The organism is Massilia sp. Masssp94, assembly GCF_059491305.1.
Map to the genome: position 1 here is coordinate 5,029,340 of NZ_CP168501.1, position 15,786 is coordinate 5,045,125.

At 67.3% G+C, this 15,786-nt stretch carries 14 protein-coding genes; 10 read left to right on the plus strand and 4 right to left on the minus strand.

Annotated elements, in window-relative coordinates:
• The first annotated feature begins 67 nt into the window (after nucleotides 1-67).
• From ACEN9G_RS22330 to ACEN9G_RS22360, 7 genes are all read left to right on the plus strand, one after another.
• Complete coding sequence (locus ACEN9G_RS22330) at nucleotides 68-1,279, plus strand: MFS transporter (protein WP_413337347.1); 1,212 nt, start codon at nucleotides 68-70, stop codon at nucleotides 1,277-1,279.
• A gap of 3 nt (nucleotides 1,280-1,282) precedes the next feature.
• Nucleotides 1,283-1,591, plus strand: coding sequence for a hypothetical protein (locus ACEN9G_RS22335; RefSeq protein ID WP_413337346.1), 309 nt, complete (start codon nucleotides 1,283-1,285; stop codon nucleotides 1,589-1,591).
• A 69-nt stretch (nucleotides 1,592-1,660) separates the two neighbouring features.
• A complete protein-coding gene (locus tag ACEN9G_RS22340) occupies nucleotides 1,661-2,215 on the plus strand; it encodes an NADPH-dependent FMN reductase (RefSeq protein ID WP_413337345.1) in 555 nt (184 codons plus the stop codon).
• Nucleotides 2,205-2,639, plus strand: coding sequence for a VOC family protein (locus ACEN9G_RS22345; protein ID WP_413337344.1), 435 nt, complete (start codon nucleotides 2,205-2,207; stop codon nucleotides 2,637-2,639). Before ACEN9G_RS22340 ends, ACEN9G_RS22345 begins: the two co-directional genes overlap by 11 nt.
• Nucleotides 2,636-3,538: an ion transporter gene (locus tag ACEN9G_RS22350; protein WP_413337343.1), complete on the plus strand. Its 903-nt coding sequence runs from the start codon at nucleotides 2,636-2,638 to the stop codon at nucleotides 3,536-3,538. The genes ACEN9G_RS22345 and ACEN9G_RS22350 overlap by 4 nt, the downstream gene beginning before the upstream one ends.
• Before the next feature lie 84 nt (nucleotides 3,539-3,622).
• Nucleotides 3,623-5,536 carry a two-component system response regulator gene (locus ACEN9G_RS22355; RefSeq protein ID WP_413337342.1) on the plus strand — a complete coding sequence of 638 codons (1,914 nt, stop codon included), beginning with the start codon at nucleotides 3,623-3,625 and terminating at the stop codon, nucleotides 5,534-5,536.
• 186 nt (nucleotides 5,537-5,722) lie between these two features.
• Nucleotides 5,723-6,286: a phasin family protein gene (locus ACEN9G_RS22360; protein WP_413337341.1), complete on the plus strand. Its 564-nt coding sequence runs from the start codon at nucleotides 5,723-5,725 to the stop codon at nucleotides 6,284-6,286.
• A gap of 20 nt (nucleotides 6,287-6,306) precedes the next feature.
• Here ACEN9G_RS22360 and ACEN9G_RS22365 read toward each other — a convergent pair whose 3' ends face one another.
• The gene (locus ACEN9G_RS22365) at nucleotides 6,307-7,530 is read right to left on the minus strand and encodes an acyltransferase family protein (RefSeq protein WP_413337340.1); all 1,224 of its coding nucleotides are present in this window, start codon (nucleotides 7,528-7,530) and stop codon (nucleotides 6,307-6,309) included.
• Between the two features lie 343 nt (nucleotides 7,531-7,873).
• On the opposite strand from ACEN9G_RS22365, the gene ACEN9G_RS22370 reads away from it, so the two are divergent.
• Both ACEN9G_RS22370 and ACEN9G_RS22375 read left to right on the plus strand, forming a co-directional pair.
• Complete coding sequence (locus tag ACEN9G_RS22370) at nucleotides 7,874-10,003, plus strand: hypothetical protein (protein ID WP_413337339.1); 2,130 nt, start codon at nucleotides 7,874-7,876, stop codon at nucleotides 10,001-10,003.
• Nucleotides 10,004-10,047: 44 nt separating this feature from the next.
• Nucleotides 10,048-10,983 (plus strand): SMP-30/gluconolactonase/LRE family protein, encoded by a 936-nt coding sequence (locus ACEN9G_RS22375; RefSeq protein ID WP_413337338.1) that lies wholly within the window; start codon nucleotides 10,048-10,050, stop codon nucleotides 10,981-10,983.
• A gap of 41 nt (nucleotides 10,984-11,024) precedes the next feature.
• Here the strand turns inward: ACEN9G_RS22375 and ACEN9G_RS22380 are convergent, their stop codons facing one another.
• A complete protein-coding gene (locus ACEN9G_RS22380) occupies nucleotides 11,025-12,137 on the minus strand; it encodes a Gfo/Idh/MocA family protein (RefSeq protein ID WP_413337337.1) in 1,113 nt (370 codons plus the stop codon).
• Nucleotides 12,138-12,303: 166 nt separating this feature from the next.
• Here ACEN9G_RS22380 and ACEN9G_RS22385 point away from each other — a divergent pair, with 166 nt between their 5' ends.
• Entirely contained in the window at nucleotides 12,304-13,911 is a 1,608-nt protein-coding gene (locus ACEN9G_RS22385; protein ID WP_483126982.1) for a S53 family peptidase, read from the plus strand.
• A 1-nt stretch (nucleotide 13,912) separates the two neighbouring features.
• Here ACEN9G_RS22385 and ACEN9G_RS22390 read toward each other — a convergent pair whose 3' ends face one another.
• Complete coding sequence (locus tag ACEN9G_RS22390) at nucleotides 13,913-14,635, minus strand: LytR/AlgR family response regulator transcription factor (protein ID WP_483126983.1); 723 nt, start codon at nucleotides 14,633-14,635, stop codon at nucleotides 13,913-13,915.
• A 7-nt stretch (nucleotides 14,636-14,642) separates the two neighbouring features.
• Nucleotides 14,643-15,698 (minus strand): sensor histidine kinase, encoded by a 1,056-nt coding sequence (locus tag ACEN9G_RS22395; RefSeq protein ID WP_483126984.1) that lies wholly within the window; start codon nucleotides 15,696-15,698, stop codon nucleotides 14,643-14,645.
• Nucleotides 15,699-15,786 lie beyond the last annotated feature (88 nt).

Below are 15,786 nucleotides of genomic sequence, written 5' to 3' on the forward strand. Positions count from 1 at the left end.
TGCCCACCCAACGCGTTTTTTGTTTCCGTTGTAACATCGTTGGTCTGACGATAACAACGGGGACGACATGACCACCACCACGCCACGTGCGGCCTGGACGCTGATCCTGGCCGCCAGCGCCATCCTGATGATCACGATGGCCGCGCGTCTCACGACGGGCCTGTTCCTGTCGCCGCTGAACACGGCGACGGGCCTCGGCATCGCGTCGATCAGCTTTGCCATGGCCGTCGGCCAGTTCATGTGGGGCGCGTCGCAACCCGTCTTCGGCGCCGTCGCCGACAAATACGGCTCCATGCCCGTCATCGTGCTGGGCGCGGTGCTGCTGGCCGGCGGCCTTGCCGCCACGCCGTTCGTGTCCACGCAATGGGGCCTGCTCGTCACCCTCGGCATCCTGTCCGCGAGCGGGGCGGGCGCGGGCAGCTTCTCGATCCTCATCGGCGCCACCGCGCAGCGCCTGCCGGCCGAGCGGCGCGCGTTCGCGTCCGGTTTCATCAACGCGGGCGGCTCGTTCGGCCAGTTCGTGTTCGCGCCGCTCGTCCAGTTCCTCATCGCGACCACCGGGTGGATCACGGCGATGCTGGCGCTGGCCGCGACGAGCCTCCTCACCATCCCGCTCGCGTGGCCGCTGCGCGGCAAGCCGCCGGCGCAATCCGTCGTCGGCCATGGCGATCTCACTCTCGGCCGGCAGGTGCGCGATGCCATGCGCGACCGCAGTTATCTCTGCCTGCACGCCGGCTTTTTCACGTGCGGCTTCCACATCGCCTTCCTCGTCACCCATCTGCCGGGCGAGGTCGCGCTGTGCGGCCTGCCGGCGGGCGTCTCGGCGACGGCGCTTGGCCTCATCGGCCTCTTCAACATCGCGGGCTCGCTGGCGGCGGGCGCGCTGGCCCAGCGCTACCGCATGAAATGGCTGCTCGCGTTCACGTACGGCAGCCGCGCCGTGATCATCGCGGCTTACCTGCTGGCGCCGAAATCCGCGTGGACGTTCTACCTGTTCGCCGCCGCCCTCGGCTTCACATGGCTCGCGACGGTGCCGCCCACGGCGGGCCTCGTCGGCAAGCTGTTCGGCATGCGCTACCTCGCCACCCTGTTCGGCCTGACGCTGCTGTCGCACCAGATCGGCGGCTTCTTCGGCGCCTGGCTGGGCGGCCTCGCATTCGTGCACTTCGGCGACTACTCGTGGATGTGGTACGCGGACATCGCGCTGGCGCTGGCCGCCGCCCTCGTCAACCTGCCGATCCGCGAGGCGAAGCCGGCACCCGCGGCCGTGGCGGCATAACGCATGGCACGCGATCCCTGGGCCTACCGCGACGTGGCGGTCGAATCCGTGCCGGACCCGCGCACTGGCCGGCTGCGCATCAAGCCGATGGCGGGGCAGGCCTACGCGACGTCGATGCGCGTGCAGTGCGCAAGGACGCTGTCGGACCCCGGGCGCTATCCGGCGGGCACCCGGTTCCTCATCCGTGCCAAGCTGACCGACCGCGCGGGCGGGCCGCCGTTCCTGTATGCGTGGCATGGCGATCCGGTGCGCGTGCTGACGGCGCGCGAGGTGCGCTCGTTCCTGGATGAATACCGGCGCCGGCGTATCTGATCCGCACGGTCCGCCGAAAGTCGTTACACTCTGGGCATCATCCGACCCATCAAGACCGAAAGGACCGTCATGGCAACAAGGAAGATCGCAGTGCTCGTCGGCAGCCTGCGCCAGGAATCGTTTACGCGCAAGCTGGCCAAGAGCCTGATGCTGGCCGCACCGCCCACGCTTGAGCTGGAGATCGTCGACATTTCCGGGCTGCCGCTGTACAACCAGGATGACGAGACCGACACGCCGCCCGCCACCTGGACCGAGTTCCGCGGCCGCATCCGCGACGCCGACGGCGTCCTGTTCTGCACGCCGGAATACAACCGGTCGCTGCCCGCGGTCCTGAAGAACGCCATCGACGTCGGCTCGCGCCCGTACGGCCAGGCCGCGTGGACGGGCAAGCCGTGCGCGGTCGTGTCCAACTCGCCGGGCGCGCTGGGCGGCTTCGGCGCCAACCACGCCGTGCGCCAGTGCCTCGTCTTCCTCAATATGCCGTGCATGCAGTCGCCGGAAGCGTACCTCGGCGGCGTCGGGAGCAAGTTCGACGGCGACACGCTGACGGACGAGGGCCTGAAAACCTTCCTGCAGCAGTTCATGGAGTGTTTTGCGACGTGGGTGGAGCGCCATGCCGACTGATGCCGTAAAAAGTCCGATCGCGATCCGCGAAATCGATCACATCGTGCTGCGCGTGGTGGATCTCGCGCGCATGCTGGCCTTCTATGGCGACGTGCTGGGCTGCCGCGAAGTGCGGCGCCAGGACGAGATCGGCCTCGTGCAGCTGCGCGCCGGCAGTTCGATGGTCGACCTGATCCCGATCTCCGGCAAGCTGGGCGCGGCGGGCGGCGCGGCGCCCGGCAAGGAGGGGCGCAACGTCGATCACTTCTGCTTCCGTGTCGAGCCATTCGACGAAGACGCGATCCGCGCCCACCTGGCCGCGCACGGCATCGAGGCGGGGCCGGCCGCGTCGCGCTTCGGCGCCGAGGGAGAGGGCCCGTCCATCTACCTGTCGGACCCTGAGGGCAACATGATCGAGCTGAAGGGACCGCCCACCGCGCCATGAGGCAGGATGATGAAGCACCGCCGTATGTGCCGCAGGCGCCGGTCGCCTACGGCAAGCCGCCGCCCGGGTGGCGGCGGCACATGTACGACGTCATCTTCGAGGCCGACACCCCGGCCGGGCGGCGCTTCGACATCGCCCTCGTGTGCGCCATCCTCCTCAGCATCCTCGTCGTCGTGCTGGACAGCGTGCCGCGGCTGCATCGCGATCACGCCGACCTGCTGAACGCGTTCGAATGGGGCTTCACCGCGCTGTTCACGGTGGAATACGTGGCGCGCCTCGTGTGCGTGCAGCGGCCGTGGCGCTATGCCGGCGGCTTCTACGGCGTGATCGACCTGCTGGCCGTCCTGCCGTCGTATTTTTCGTTGCTGATGCCGGGCACGGAGCTGCTCCTCGACATCCGCATCCTGCGCCTGCTGCGCGTGTTCCGCATCTTCAAGCTAACCCTGTACATCGAGGAATACACGCGCCTGGGCGAAGCGCTCGCCGCCAGCCGGCGCAAGATCCTCGTGTTCCTGTCCGTCGTGCTGATGGCGATCCTGATCCTCGGCACCGTCATGTACGTCGTCGAGGGACCGAAGAACGGCTACACGAGCATCCCCGTCGCGATGTACTGGGCGACCGTCACCATGACGACCGTCGGGTATGGCGACATCACGCCGCACACCAACCTGGGCAAGGCGATCGCCTCGTTCATGATGCTGATGGGGTGGGGCATCCTCGCCGTGCCGACCGGAATCGTGACGGCCGAGATGACGCTGCGCCGCGGCGACCGGCGGACGGGGCCGTTGCGCGCGGCCCTGCATTGTCCAGCGTGCGGCAGCGGCGGCCACGACGCCACCGCCCGGTTCTGCAAGGATTGCGGGACGGCGCTGCCGGCGCACCACGCTGGCGCAAAATGAGGGTTGCTCTAATGTTAGAATCGGATAGAATCGTCATTACAGTGCAAGTCCCCGCGAATCGATGGACCAGTTGACGGAACCGATATGACGACTTCTGTCGCGCCCCAGGATGTGGGCACCCCGACTGTCCTGATTGTCGACGATACGCCGGCCAACGTGGGCATCCTCGTCGAGTATCTCGAGGGGCGCCAGGTCCGGGTGGCGGTCGCGCAAGAAGGCGAGGAGGGCCTGGCCCGCGCGGAATTCGTGCAGCCGGACCTGATCCTGCTCGACGTGATGATGCCCGGCATGGACGGTTTCGAGACGTGCCGGCGCCTCAAGGCGTCCCCGCGTACGCGCGACATCCCCGTGATCTTCATGACGGCGCTGTCCGAGACCCACGACAAGGTCGCCGGCTTCGCGGCGGGCGGCGTCGACTACGTCACCAAACCATTCCAGATCGATGAAGTGTGGGCGCGCGTCACGACCCACCTGGCACTGCGCAGCGCGCAGAAGCGCCTGGCCGAACAGAACGCGCAGCTGCGGCGCGCCGAAGCCGAGCTGCTGGCCGCCAATGATCTCCTCGAACAGCGCGTGGCCGAGCGCACCGCGGAGCTGGTCCGGACCAACGCCAGGTTGGAACAGAAGATCGCCGACTACAACCAGGCGGAGCGGCGCATCGACTACATGGCGCACCACGATGCCCTGACGGGGCTGCCCAACCGCCTGCTGCTGGAAGACCGGGTCAACCAGGCGATCGCCCAGGCGCGGCGCCATCAGGACGAGATGGTCGCGCAGCTGCACATCGACCTGGACCACTTCAAGACCATCAACGATTCCCTCGGCGAGCGGATCGGCGACCGCCTGCTGCAGGCCGTCGCCTCCCGCCTGCAGCAATGCACGCGCGAGGGCGACAGCCTCGGCTGCCTGGGCGGGAATGCGTTCGGCATCTGCCTCGCGGCCCTGCGGTGCAGCAACGATGCCGCGCTCGTGGCGGGCAAGATCCTCGAGACCCTGAGCCGCCCATTCCACGTCGAAGACCACGAACTGCACGTCAGCGCCAGCATCGGGCTGGGCCTGTTTCCGTCCGACGGCAGCGACGCGTCCGCGCTGCTGCGCGCGGCCAATGCCGCCATGTACCAGGCCAAGCAGAAGGGCCGCAACACGTACCAGTTCTTCACGCCGGCCCTGCACGAAGCGGCGAAGCGGCGCATGGCGGCGACCAGCCAGCTGCGCCAGGCGCTCGCCCACGACGAGTTTTCCGTGTACTACCAGCCGCAGGTCGACATGGAGAGCGGCCGGATCTTCTCGGCCGAAGCGCTGCTGCGCTGGACGCCGCCCGGCAAGGCGGCCCGCTCCTGCGCGGAATTCATCGCCATCGCCGAAGAAACCGGCATCATCGTGCCGATCGGCGAATGGGTGCTGCGCCAGGCCTGCGCACAACTGAGGCGCTGGCGCGACGGCGGCTATCCGGACATGCGGATCGCCGTCAACCTCTCGGCGCGCCAGTTCACCCAGGCCAACCTGACGGAGTTCGTGGCCCAGGTGCTGCGCGACACGGGCGTCCCCGCCGACGCGCTCGAACTCGAGCTGACGGAAAGCCTGACGATGCAGCCCAGCGACGACAACCTCGACGTGATGCGCCGCCTGAGCGCCATGGGCGTGCAACTGTCCATCGACGACTTCGGCACCGGCTATTCCAGCCTCGCTTACCTGCAGAACTTCCCCATCCACGCGCTCAAGATCGACCGCTCGTTCGTCATCGGGATCAACGAGCAGGCGCACGACGCCGCGATCGTCACGGCGATCATCGCGATGGCCCACAGCCTGCACCTGAACCTGATCGCGGAAGGCGTCGACAGCCCCGAGCACGTCTCCTTCCTGACGGCGCACGGCTGCCTGGCCGCGCAGGGCTATTACTACAGCCAGCCGGTGCCGGCGGACGTGATGACGCGGTTGCTCGACCAGAAAAACCTGACGCCGAACGGGGGCGCCAGGATGGGTGCGATTGCGCGCTAGTCTGTCTCATGAGTACAGGAACTTGGACCGATGCAAAGATCGGACCGACATTCGCTACTTCAGGCCGACAAGCCCGGCACGATTAGCCCAGATCAAAGGTAATCAGCCTCGCGCCCTTAGTCTGTGAGCTTCGCGCCGCGGCGCCTGCTGCGGCTCGTTCAACCCAAAACTTTGCGAGGCACAACCATGTATCCATTTCCACAAACGATCGCCCCGGCGGTGCGCACCCACATCGACGCCCAGACCGCGTTCCTGAATGACATGTCGAAATCGCTGTTCAGCTCATTCCAGCAAATGTGCGACCTGAACATCCAGCTCATGCAGACGATGCTGGAAGAAACGACCCTGGCCAGCAAGCACGTGCTGAGCGCCGACCGCCAGTCCGAGCTGCTGAGCGCCGCCACGGCGCGGACGCAGCCCACGACGGAAAAGTTGCGCGCCTACCAGCAGCACATCGCGCGCCTGGCGGCCGACTCCCAGGTCGAGCTGGCCCGCGTGACGGAGCAGCACGTGCAGAACACCACCCGTACCGCGCGCGCCCTGGCGGACGAGGTGGCGCGCGACGCCACCGAGCAGACGGAGCGTGGCCTGCGCGCCCAGCAGGAAACCGTGCGCCAGTTCAGCGATCCATTCATCCGGCCGGGCAACGGTGCCGCCCAGCCGCACGCATCGGGCAGCACGGGCCAGACGCAGCAAATGCCGCCGAGCCAGCAGCAGGGCAGCAAGGACCAGCGGGCCGCCGCGCACTGACCCGGCGCAGTTCCCGGACCTTACGCGCTGCGCCCGGCCACCGGGTGCGGCGCGACGATGTCCTGTGCAGCCTGGGCCGCGGTCCGGATGCGCGGCCCGAGCCCGAACAGCGGACGCAGCAACGGCACCCGGCGCACGATCTCGAAGCCGGCGAAGCTGAGCACCGTCACGAGCACGACGAGCAGCACGGCTTCCAAGCCCGGCGCAAGGTGCAGCGGTTTCGACGCATGGGCCAGGACGACGATCAGCGTCTGGTGCAGGATGTAGACGGGGAACACGGCCTCGGTCAGGTAACGCCGGGCGGGGCCGTCGCGGTCCAGGTGGCGCCGGGCAAAGCCGCAGGCCGCCAGGATCGCGCTCCACGCCAGCAGCGCGTAATTGGCGCGCACCGGCTTCGCGAGCAGTTCCCAGCGCGTGCCGTCGATGCCGCCGGCGTTGTCCAGCGCGATCCACAGCATGAGGAGGGCCCAGCCGGCGAGGGCCAGCGCGAGACACGTCCAGCGCAGCGCCGCGACACGGGACCAGAAGTCGGGAACGCGCGCCATCAGGGCGCCAAGCAGGAAGACCGGCAGATACGTCGCATGGTTGGTCCAGTCGTCCACGAGCGCGTGGGTGACGGGAAAACGATTCAGCATCAGGACGCGCACCAGCGCCAGCACGGCCGCCGGCAGCACGATGATCTTCCAGCCCTCGAGCACGCGGCCGAGCAGGGCGGCGAGACGGTCGAAGCGCGGACCCAGGGCCAGCACGACGAGCCCGAGGACGGCCGTATAGGCCCACAGGTAGGCGACGAACCACAGGTGGTTCCAGGTCGGCAGGATCAGGCAGCCGTCCTGGCAGAAGCCGTGATAGCCGCGCACGTACAGCCGCATGAAGTCGGCGTAGCTGCCCGCATAGCCGAGCTTCTCGACGACTTCGAGATACGACTGCGGCGGCACGATGACGAGCATGCCGAACAGCAGGGGGATCAACAGGCGCCAGCTGCGCTTGCGCAGGAAGGCGAGGGGCCGCAGCTTCGCCAGCATGACGCTGGACGCGACGCCGGACACGAGGAACAGCAGCGCCAGCCGCCACGGCGACGACAGCATCATGAAAGGCTCGAGCGTGGTGCCGGCGTGCGGGCTCTTCACGTGCCAGCCCCACGTCACGTAATACATGCCCACGTGATACAGGATCAGCAGGAAGAAGGCGATGATGCGTACCCAGTCGAGGAAGTGATGGCGCGGAAGATGGCGAGTGTTCATGGCGGATCGTCGTCGGTTGGTCGATGAAATTAACGACGTCAGACTAGATCGGCGCAGGTCGCGATGCGAGCGGATTGTGGCGAGGCGGGAGCCGGGTGGGGCGGGCCGGACGGATGCCAAAAAAAAGCCCGCTTGCGGCGGGCTTGAATCTATTTTCTTGGAGGAAGATAGAGGAGACGGTTCGGAGTATGCGGGGGCATAAGAAATAAATCCAATTTGATTTTCAGATATCGATCATACAAATTTGGAATAATATGGCTGAGATAATTGGTGATGTTTGAGCGCATACATACGTTCTAGAATGGAATGCTGTATTGCAAGCATTTAATTCCTGTTCCCGCTCATGAAAACCACTCTCCTCGGCCGCGCCCTGTCCATCCTGTTCCTGGCGATGCCGCTGGCGCAAGCCGGCAACATCAACGATCTCGTCGACCAGAACTGGATCGAAATCGACAGCCCGAATTTCCGGGTCGTCACCGACCAGCCGGAAGACGTTGCGCGCCACATGATCGTCGACCTGGAAAACTTGCGATACATCTCGAACCGCGTACGCGGTGCGCAATCGCTGGACGGGCCGCCGCTGACGATCGTCGCGATGGGCCGGAGCAGCTTCGCGACGCTGGGGCTGCCCCGGAACATGGCCGGGGTGTTCCAGTTGTCGCGCCTTGGTTACGCGGCCGTCGCAAGGATCGAGGATTACGTCACGTCGGCGGCGGCAAGCGACGTGTCGCGCGCGATCATCCTGCATGAATACCACCATTTCCTCCTGCACTATTCGCCCGAAACGACGGCGTATCCGCGCTGGTACGACGAAGGGATGTCGGAGTACTGGTCGTCGCTGGTCATCCAGGACGGCATGGCATGGTTCGGCCATCCGGTGGAAGGCAGCCATCGCGAGGACTGGCTGGCCGACCGGACGGGCCGGATCAATCTCGATACCAAATGGCTGTTCAACACGAACAAACTCTCTTACGACGACAGTACGCGGGCCGGCAAGATCGACATGGCCCGCTTTTATGCCTGCGCGAAGTACGCGATCCACTACTTCAATTCGAGTCCCGAATTGCGCAGGCAACTCGCGCACTACCTGCGCCTGCATAACATGGGGCTGTCCGAAGACCAGGCCGTACGCATCGCTTTCAAGAAGTCGTACGAGGAACTCGATGTCGACATGCGGCGCTACGTGGAGCGCCGCATGATGGCCCGCGGATTCTCGACCGGCAAGGATGGGCTCGACCTGCCGCAAGTCCAGGTGAAGGTCACGAAGCTCGACCGTCCCGCGACCTACGCCGTCCTGGCCGACGTGGTGCCCCGCTTCGCGAAGCGCGACGCCGACATGATGCGGGAACTGGTCGAGACGAATCTCAAGCTCCACCCGGACGATCCGAAGGCGACCATCCTTGCCGTCAATCGCCGCGTCGTCGACGACGGCATGGCGCGCCTGGATGCGTTGCTGAAACGCTACCCGAACGATGCAAACCTGCTCGCCGCGCGCGCCGAAGGCCTGGACATGGCGGCGGCCGCGATGCACGATACCTGCGTGCCCGGCTGGGAAGCGCCGCTGAAAGAGGCGCGCGACCTGGCCCGGCGCGCCATCACGGCGGACCCGTCCAATCCGCTGGCCTACTTTACCCTGGGCCATGTGTACAAGCTTGCACCCGACATCGGACCGGTACAGGAAGGTATCGCCGGCCTGGACACCCTCGTCATCTACGAACCGACGCCCGGCAGTCTGCGCGCGCTGGCGCACCTCTACCTGCGCAACAAGCAGTTGCCGGAAGCGGTCAAGAGCATCCGCAGCGCCGTCGCGTTCGATGCGGCGGGCAAGAATCCGCTCGACGCGTTGTTGATGGAAAACCTGGAACTCGTCGCCGACATGGCGTCCAGTGCGACGCCGGACGGCAAGGGATTGCGCTACGCGAGCGGCGCCGTCTACGAAGGCCCTGTGACCAGCGGCAAACCGGACGGGAAGGGCAAGTGGCTGCGTCCGGATGGCAGTTATTACGAAGGCGACTTCGTGCAGGGCCAGCCGTCGGGACACGGCAAGCTGGCGAGCGAGCGGGGCGTCGCGTACGAGGGAGCGTTTGCGGCGGGCATGGCCCGTGGCACCGGGCGCATCAGTTTCCCGGCCGGCGGCAAGATGGTCTCGTACGAAGGCGGCGTCGAGGATGCCGTACCATCCGGTCCCGGGGTCCTCGTGACGAAGGAAGGGCGGCTGGAAGCCACGTTCGTGAAGGGCGAGGCGCACGGCGACGGCGTGTTCGTGCCTGCCCACGCCGCGCCCCTGCGCGGCACATGGCACTACGGCGCGTACCAGTGGCCGGTGGCCGACAAGCTCGTGTTCGTCGGCGGCATCGATGGCGAAGGGCGGCGCCAGGGCCTGGGCTGGTGCCGGGCGGACGCCTCGCCGCGGATCGACCTGTGCCGCTACAAGGAGGATCGCAAGATTGCGTTGGACACGGAAGGCGATTGACGCGCTACAATCAATTTCTCCGACCATCGAACGAAAGGCTTTCCATGCAAGCGCGCACCGTCCTCGCCCTCCCTGGCCTCCTGCTGGCCCTGTCGTATGCGGCAAGTAGCCACGCCGCGTCCGCCTGCGGCACGGCACCGTCCGGCGAACTGCGCGCGGAGCGCGTCGCGAGCGTCAAGCCGTCGCGCACCGAGGCCAGCCTGTACGAAGGCCCCGTGTGGATCAAGGACGCGCTGTATTTTTCCGATTTCAGCCTCGGACCAGGCTTCCCGTCGCGCATCCGCAAGCTGGCGGCGGACGGCACGGTGACGACGGTGGTGGAGGACAGCGGCAGCAACGGCCTCGCCGTCGATGCCCACGGCGACCTCGTCGCGGCCACGCACAAGTACAAGGCGCTGTCCCGCTATGCCATCGCGGACGGCAAGCGCACGACACTGGCCGGGGAATATAACGGCCAGGTGTTCGACTCGCCGAACGACATCGCCATCGCGAAAGATGGCACGATCTATTTCACGGACCCGGATTTCCAGAAGGCGGCGGCGCCCGGCGGGCAGCCCGTCACGGGCGTCTATCGCGTGGGCACGGACGGCAAGATCACGCTCGTGGACGGCAGCCGGCCGAATCCGAACGGCGTCGCGCTGTCGCCGGCCGGCGACGTGCTGTACGTGAACGCGGGCGACGGCTTCCTGCGCGCCCACCCGATCGTGAACGGCGCGCCGGGGCAGGGGAAAGACATCGTCAAAGGGCTCGACATCCCGGACGGCATGGCCGTCGATTGCCACGGCAATATCTACGTGACCGAGCACCCGGCCAGGCGGGTGCGCGTGTTCTCGCCGCAGGGGAAACAGCTGGCGACGATCCGCACGGATGCCAACGTGACGAATGCCGCGTTCGGCGGCGCCGACGGCAAGACCCTGTTCCTGACGGGCGCCGGCGCCGTGTGGCAAATCCGGCTGGACGTCGCCGGATCGCCGTACTGACAGACGCGGTGCGCGTGCAGTCGCACGCGCACGTGATGGCTTCAGGCCTTCAGCACGATGCGCTTCTGCTCGCGCGCCGACTGGTAGATCGCCTCGATGATGCGCAGGTCGCGCAAGCCTTCCTCGCCTCCGACGATCGGCTCGCGGTTCTGCAGCACGCATTGCGCCATGTGGTCCAGCTGGCCAGCCCATTGCGTGGCGCCGGGACCCGGCGGCGGCGTGACTTCCTTGTCGCGGCCATTGCCGCCGACCCACATCCGGTTGCCCTGGTAGCCGGTCGCCGGTTCCATCTCGATGCGGCCTTTATCTCCCACCAGCAGGATGTGGTTCTGGTTGGCGCTGTACATCGACTGGCATGAGCCGATCACGCCGGACGGGAACTCCAGCTGGAAGCCGATCATGTCCTCGACCTCGCGGAAGCGCGGGTCCTTGCGGTCCGTCGTTTCCTGGGCATAGACGGCGGTCGGTTCCTCGCCCGTCATGTAGCGCGCCGCGTTGAGGGCGTAGATGCCGATGTCCATCATCGAGCCGCCGCCCGCCAGCGCCTTTTTCAGGCGCCATGCATTCGGATCGCGGAAGTTGAAGCCGTGTTCCGAGCGGAAATAGCGCAGCTTGCCGATCTCGCCGGCGCGCGCGATGCGGCGCGCTTCCAGGTTGTACGGTTCGAAGTGGCAGCGGTAGCCGATCATCAGCTTCTTGCCCGCCTGGCGGCACGCGGCGATCATCGCTTCGCATTCGGCCGACGACACGGCCATCGGCTTTTCGCACAGCACGTGCTTGCCGGCCTTGGCAGCGCGGATCGTGTACTCGGCATGCATCGAGACGGGCAGGCAGACGTAGACGATGTCGATGTCCGGGTTGTTGCGGATCTCGTCGTAGTTCTGGTAGTTGTAGAGGTTCTTTTCCGGGACGCCGTATTCCTGCGCCACGCGCTTCGCCTTGGCGGCATCGCCGCTGACCAGCGCGACGAGCTTGCTGTTCTTGCAGTTCTTGAATTGCGGGATGATGATGCCCAGGCCATAGGAGCCCAGCCCGACGATCGCATAGCCGAGCTTGCGATCGGGCGGGGCCGCCCATGCCATGTCACCCACCGCGCCCGCCGCCAGCGCGCCGCCGGCGGCAAGGACCAGACCTCGCCGATTCCTGTCGATCATCACGTCTCCTTTGTTATGAATGTTAGCGCTCACAGTCGCGTTCTTATTTTAATACGAATGCACGGGCTCGCCCACAATTGGCGCTAATCAATAATCAACTCGCCCCGACGCGCACACTGGCAGATGGTGCCCGGACCGGCCGGGCCATCTTCCAGCGAGGTGAATCATGGTCAAACTCCAGGGCAGCGTGCCCGCAACCAGTGCCGACATGCGGTCCCTCGGGCCGGCGCCGGACGACGAACGCATCGACGTCACCGTCTTCGTGCGCCGCCGCGCGCCGCTCGCACCCCATTCGCTCGACGCGAAACCGGGGCAGCGGCGCTATCTCACGCGCGCCGAATTCGCCGCGCAGCATGGCGCCAGCGATGCCGACCTCGACGCCGTCGCCGCGTTCGCGCAGCGCGCCGGGCTCGTCGTCGTCGAACGCCGGCCGGCCGCGCGCAGCATCGTCCTGTCCGGCACGGCGGGCCAGGTGACCGCCGCGTTCGGCACGGCAATCGAGCGGGTCGAGCACGCGGCCGGGATCTCGCGCCGCCGCACCGCGCCCGTGCACGTGCCGCCCGAGCTGGACGGCATCGTCGAAGGCGTGTTCGGCATCGACGACGTCCCCATCGCACGGCCCCATTTCAAGTTCTCCAAAGAATCCGAGCAGGCCGCGATGCTGGCCTCGATGTCACCGGGCGCCGCGCCGTCCGACGCGCAGGCTGCATCCGGCTTCACGGGCATCGACATGGCGAAGGTGTACGACTTTCCGACCGGCCTGGACGGCAGCGGCCAGTGCATCGCCATCATCGAACTGGGCGGCGGCTACCGCAGCGCCGACCTGAAAGCCTATTTCAAGAGCCTCGGCCTGGCGGCACCGCATGTGACGGCCGTGTCCGTCGACGGCGGCAAGAACAGCCCGTCGCTGCCGTGGAGCGCCGATGCCGAGGTCATGCTGGACATCGAGGTCGCGGGCGCCGTCGCGCCGAAGGCCAACATCGCCGTGTATTTCGCGCCGAACAGCGAGCAGGGCTTCGTCGATGCGATCGCGGCCGCCGTCCACGACGACGTGCGCAAGCCGTCCGTGATCTCGATCAGCTGGGGCGCGCCGGAATCGGAATGGACGGACCAGGGCCTGGCCGCGATGGACCAGGCGTTCGAGGCCGCGGCCGCGCTGGGCGTGACGGTGTGCTGCGCGGCGGGCGACGCCGGCGCGCACGACCAGAACCCGCAGAACGGCACGCCGGACGGCCTCGCGCATGCGGACTTCCCCGCGTCGAGCCCGTACGTGCTGGGCTGCGGCGGCACGCGCCTGACGGTCAGCGGCCACACCATCACCAGCGAGACCGTGTGGAATGACGACCCTTCCACCAGCGCGACAGGCGGCGGCGTCAGCGACAAGTTCGCGCTGCCGTCCTGGCAGGCGGATGCGCGCGTGCCGGCGTCGATCAACCCGGGCGGACGCGTCGGACGCGGCGTGCCGGACGTGGCCGGCAATGCGTCCCCGGCGACGGGCTACCGGGTGCGGGTCGACTTCCTGACGACCACGATCGGCGGCACGAGCGCCGTGTCGCCGCTGTATGCGGGGCTCGTCGCGCTGCTGAACCAGAAGCTGCCGCAGCACGTGGGATGGCTCAATCCGCTGCTGTACGGCCCGCTGGCGGGCAGCGGCGCGCTGCGCGACATCACGAGCGGCGACAACGGCGGTTATGCGGCCGGGGCGGGCTGGGATGCGTGCACGGGCTGGGGCGTGCCCGTCGGTTCGACACTGCTGGCCGCGCTGGAGGCCTGATTCAAGCCGGATTCAACCGCGCCATCACGTCGGCGCGGTACTGGCGGCTGCACGGCACCCGCGCGCCGCCGCGCAGCAGCAATTCGCCGTCGCCCTTGTCCAGGGTGACCACCTGTTCGATCCAGCCCACTTGCACGGCGGCGCGCCGGTGACAGCGAATAAAGCCGGCACCGAGCCGGTCGACGAGGCCGGCCAGCGTCTGGCGCAACAGCGGGCTGCCCACGGCCGTGTGCAGCACGACGTAGTTGTCGGCCGTCTCGATCCACTGGATGTCCGCGACGCGCACGACACGCGTGACGCCGCGTTCACTCACAAGCAATTGCTCCAGCGGCGCGGGCGGCAGCGCGGCCGGCTGGCCGTCGACGCCGGCCGCCTGCTTCCGGCGCAAGCGCGCCAGCGCGCGTGCGAGGCGGTCGCCGTCGTAGGGCTTCAGCAGGTAATCGATGGCGTCGCAGTCGAACGCCTGGCACGCGTAGCGTTCGTACGCCGTCACGAACACGACGAGCGGCGCCGGTTCCGGCAGGGATGCCGCCAGTTCGATGCCGGACAGCTCGGGCATTTCGATGTCGAGCAGCAGCGCGTCCGGGCGAAAACTTGCAATCCGCTCCAGCGCATCGATGCCGTCGGCCGCTTCCTCGACGGCCGTGATGCCGTCCTGCTGCGCGAGCAGGTGGCGCAGTTTTACGCGCGCGGGGCGCTCGTCGTCGACGATCAGCAGACGCATACGAACCTCAGCAAGGCAACCTCATCTCGGCACGCACGCCCCCCTGCGGCCGCGCCGTGATGTCGAGCCGGCCCGCATCGCCATATAAAGCCTGGATGCGCGCGCGCAGGTTGGACAGGCCGATGCCGCCGGGGCGTTCCGTCGCGGCCAGCTTGCCGGCATCGTCCTCGACGCCCAGCACGAGCTCGTCGCCCTCGCGGCAGACGGAGACGGCGATGTGCGTCTGCCCGCGGCGCCGCTCGACCGTGTGCTTGAACACGTTTTCCAGCAGCGGCTGCAGGCTCATCACGGGCACTTCGCGGTCGAGCAGCGCGTCGTCGACCTGCCACGCGATGGCGACGCGGTCGGCGAAGCGCTCGGCCATCACGTCCGCGTACCCGCGCGCGAGGCGCAGCTCGGTCGCGAGCGGCGCCGCGTGGCGGTCGCCCAGGGCCAGCGTTTCGCGCAGCACGTCGGCCAGTTGGGTGAGCGTCGCGTCGGCGCGGGCCGGGTCCGTCCAGATCAGTGCGGACACGGTGTTCAATGCGTTGAACAGGAAATGCGGCTGCATCTGCTGGCCCAGCCGCTGCAATTGCGCCTGGCGCAGCAGGGTGTTCGAGCGTTCCGCGCGCAGCCGCGCGTCGAGCAGCGCGCGGTAGGATTGCACGCCGAAGCGGATCGCCATGAACAGGCCGAAGAAGATCGTGATCTTCATCGATTCGTACAGGAACAGCTGCGGCACCGGATCGTGCCGGTAGGTTTCGCCGACGAGCGCATACACGCCATGGCGCAGGCCGAACGCGAGGGGGACGAAGGCGATCCAGTACATCGACAGCCAGCGCGCCTGCCGCGCGAACCAGCGCCAGGGCGTGCCGAGCAGGTGATCGTCCGCGTGCGACCAGCGCAGCTGCACGAGGGCGAGCAGGGTCACGACGAGCGCGGACGACCCTTCCCACAGAAGCGGTTTCCAGATCGCGTGGCTGTGTTCGTTGCGCATGAAGTCCTGCACGGCGACGAGCATCATCAGGATCCAGAACAGGATCCACGCGGATACGAAGACGACGTTGCGGCGCAGGAAGGTCATGCGGCGATGATCGGCCATCCTCGGGTGATTGTCAAAAGGCACGGAGGTAGGCACGGGTGCGTCGCGGCCGCCGCGCTTCTGCTAACGT

Bases quoted from the DNA above. Each gene is read 5' to 3' on its own strand.
- ACEN9G_RS22355 (WP_413337342.1), top strand. From the start codon at position 3,623: ATGACGACTTCTGTCGCGCCCCAGGATGTGGGCACCCCGACTGTCCTG.
- ACEN9G_RS22340 (WP_413337345.1), top strand. From the start codon at position 1,661: ATGGCAACAAGGAAGATCGCAGTGCTCGTCGGCAGCCTGCGCCAGGAA.
- ACEN9G_RS22330 (WP_413337347.1), top strand. From the start codon at position 68: ATGACCACCACCACGCCACGTGCGGCCTGGACGCTGATCCTGGCCGCC.
- ACEN9G_RS22335 (WP_413337346.1), top strand. From the start codon at position 1,283: ATGGCACGCGATCCCTGGGCCTACCGCGACGTGGCGGTCGAATCCGTG.
- ACEN9G_RS22390 (WP_483126983.1), bottom strand. From the start codon at position 14,635: ATGCGTCTGCTGATCGTCGACGACGAGCGCCCCGCGCGCGTAAAACTG.
- ACEN9G_RS22360 (WP_413337341.1), top strand. From the start codon at position 5,723: ATGTATCCATTTCCACAAACGATCGCCCCGGCGGTGCGCACCCACATC.
- ACEN9G_RS22370 (WP_413337339.1), top strand. From the start codon at position 7,874: ATGAAAACCACTCTCCTCGGCCGCGCCCTGTCCATCCTGTTCCTGGCG.
- ACEN9G_RS22365 (WP_413337340.1), bottom strand. From the start codon at position 7,530: ATGAACACTCGCCATCTTCCGCGCCATCACTTCCTCGACTGGGTACGC.
- ACEN9G_RS22395 (WP_483126984.1), bottom strand. From the start codon at position 15,698: ATGACCTTCCTGCGCCGCAACGTCGTCTTCGTATCCGCGTGGATCCTG.
- ACEN9G_RS22380 (WP_413337337.1), bottom strand. From the start codon at position 12,137: ATGATCGACAGGAATCGGCGAGGTCTGGTCCTTGCCGCCGGCGGCGCG.
- ACEN9G_RS22350 (WP_413337343.1), top strand. From the start codon at position 2,636: ATGAGGCAGGATGATGAAGCACCGCCGTATGTGCCGCAGGCGCCGGTC.
- ACEN9G_RS22345 (WP_413337344.1), top strand. From the start codon at position 2,205: ATGCCGACTGATGCCGTAAAAAGTCCGATCGCGATCCGCGAAATCGAT.
- ACEN9G_RS22375 (WP_413337338.1), top strand. From the start codon at position 10,048: ATGCAAGCGCGCACCGTCCTCGCCCTCCCTGGCCTCCTGCTGGCCCTG.
- ACEN9G_RS22385 (WP_483126982.1), top strand. From the start codon at position 12,304: ATGGTCAAACTCCAGGGCAGCGTGCCCGCAACCAGTGCCGACATGCGG.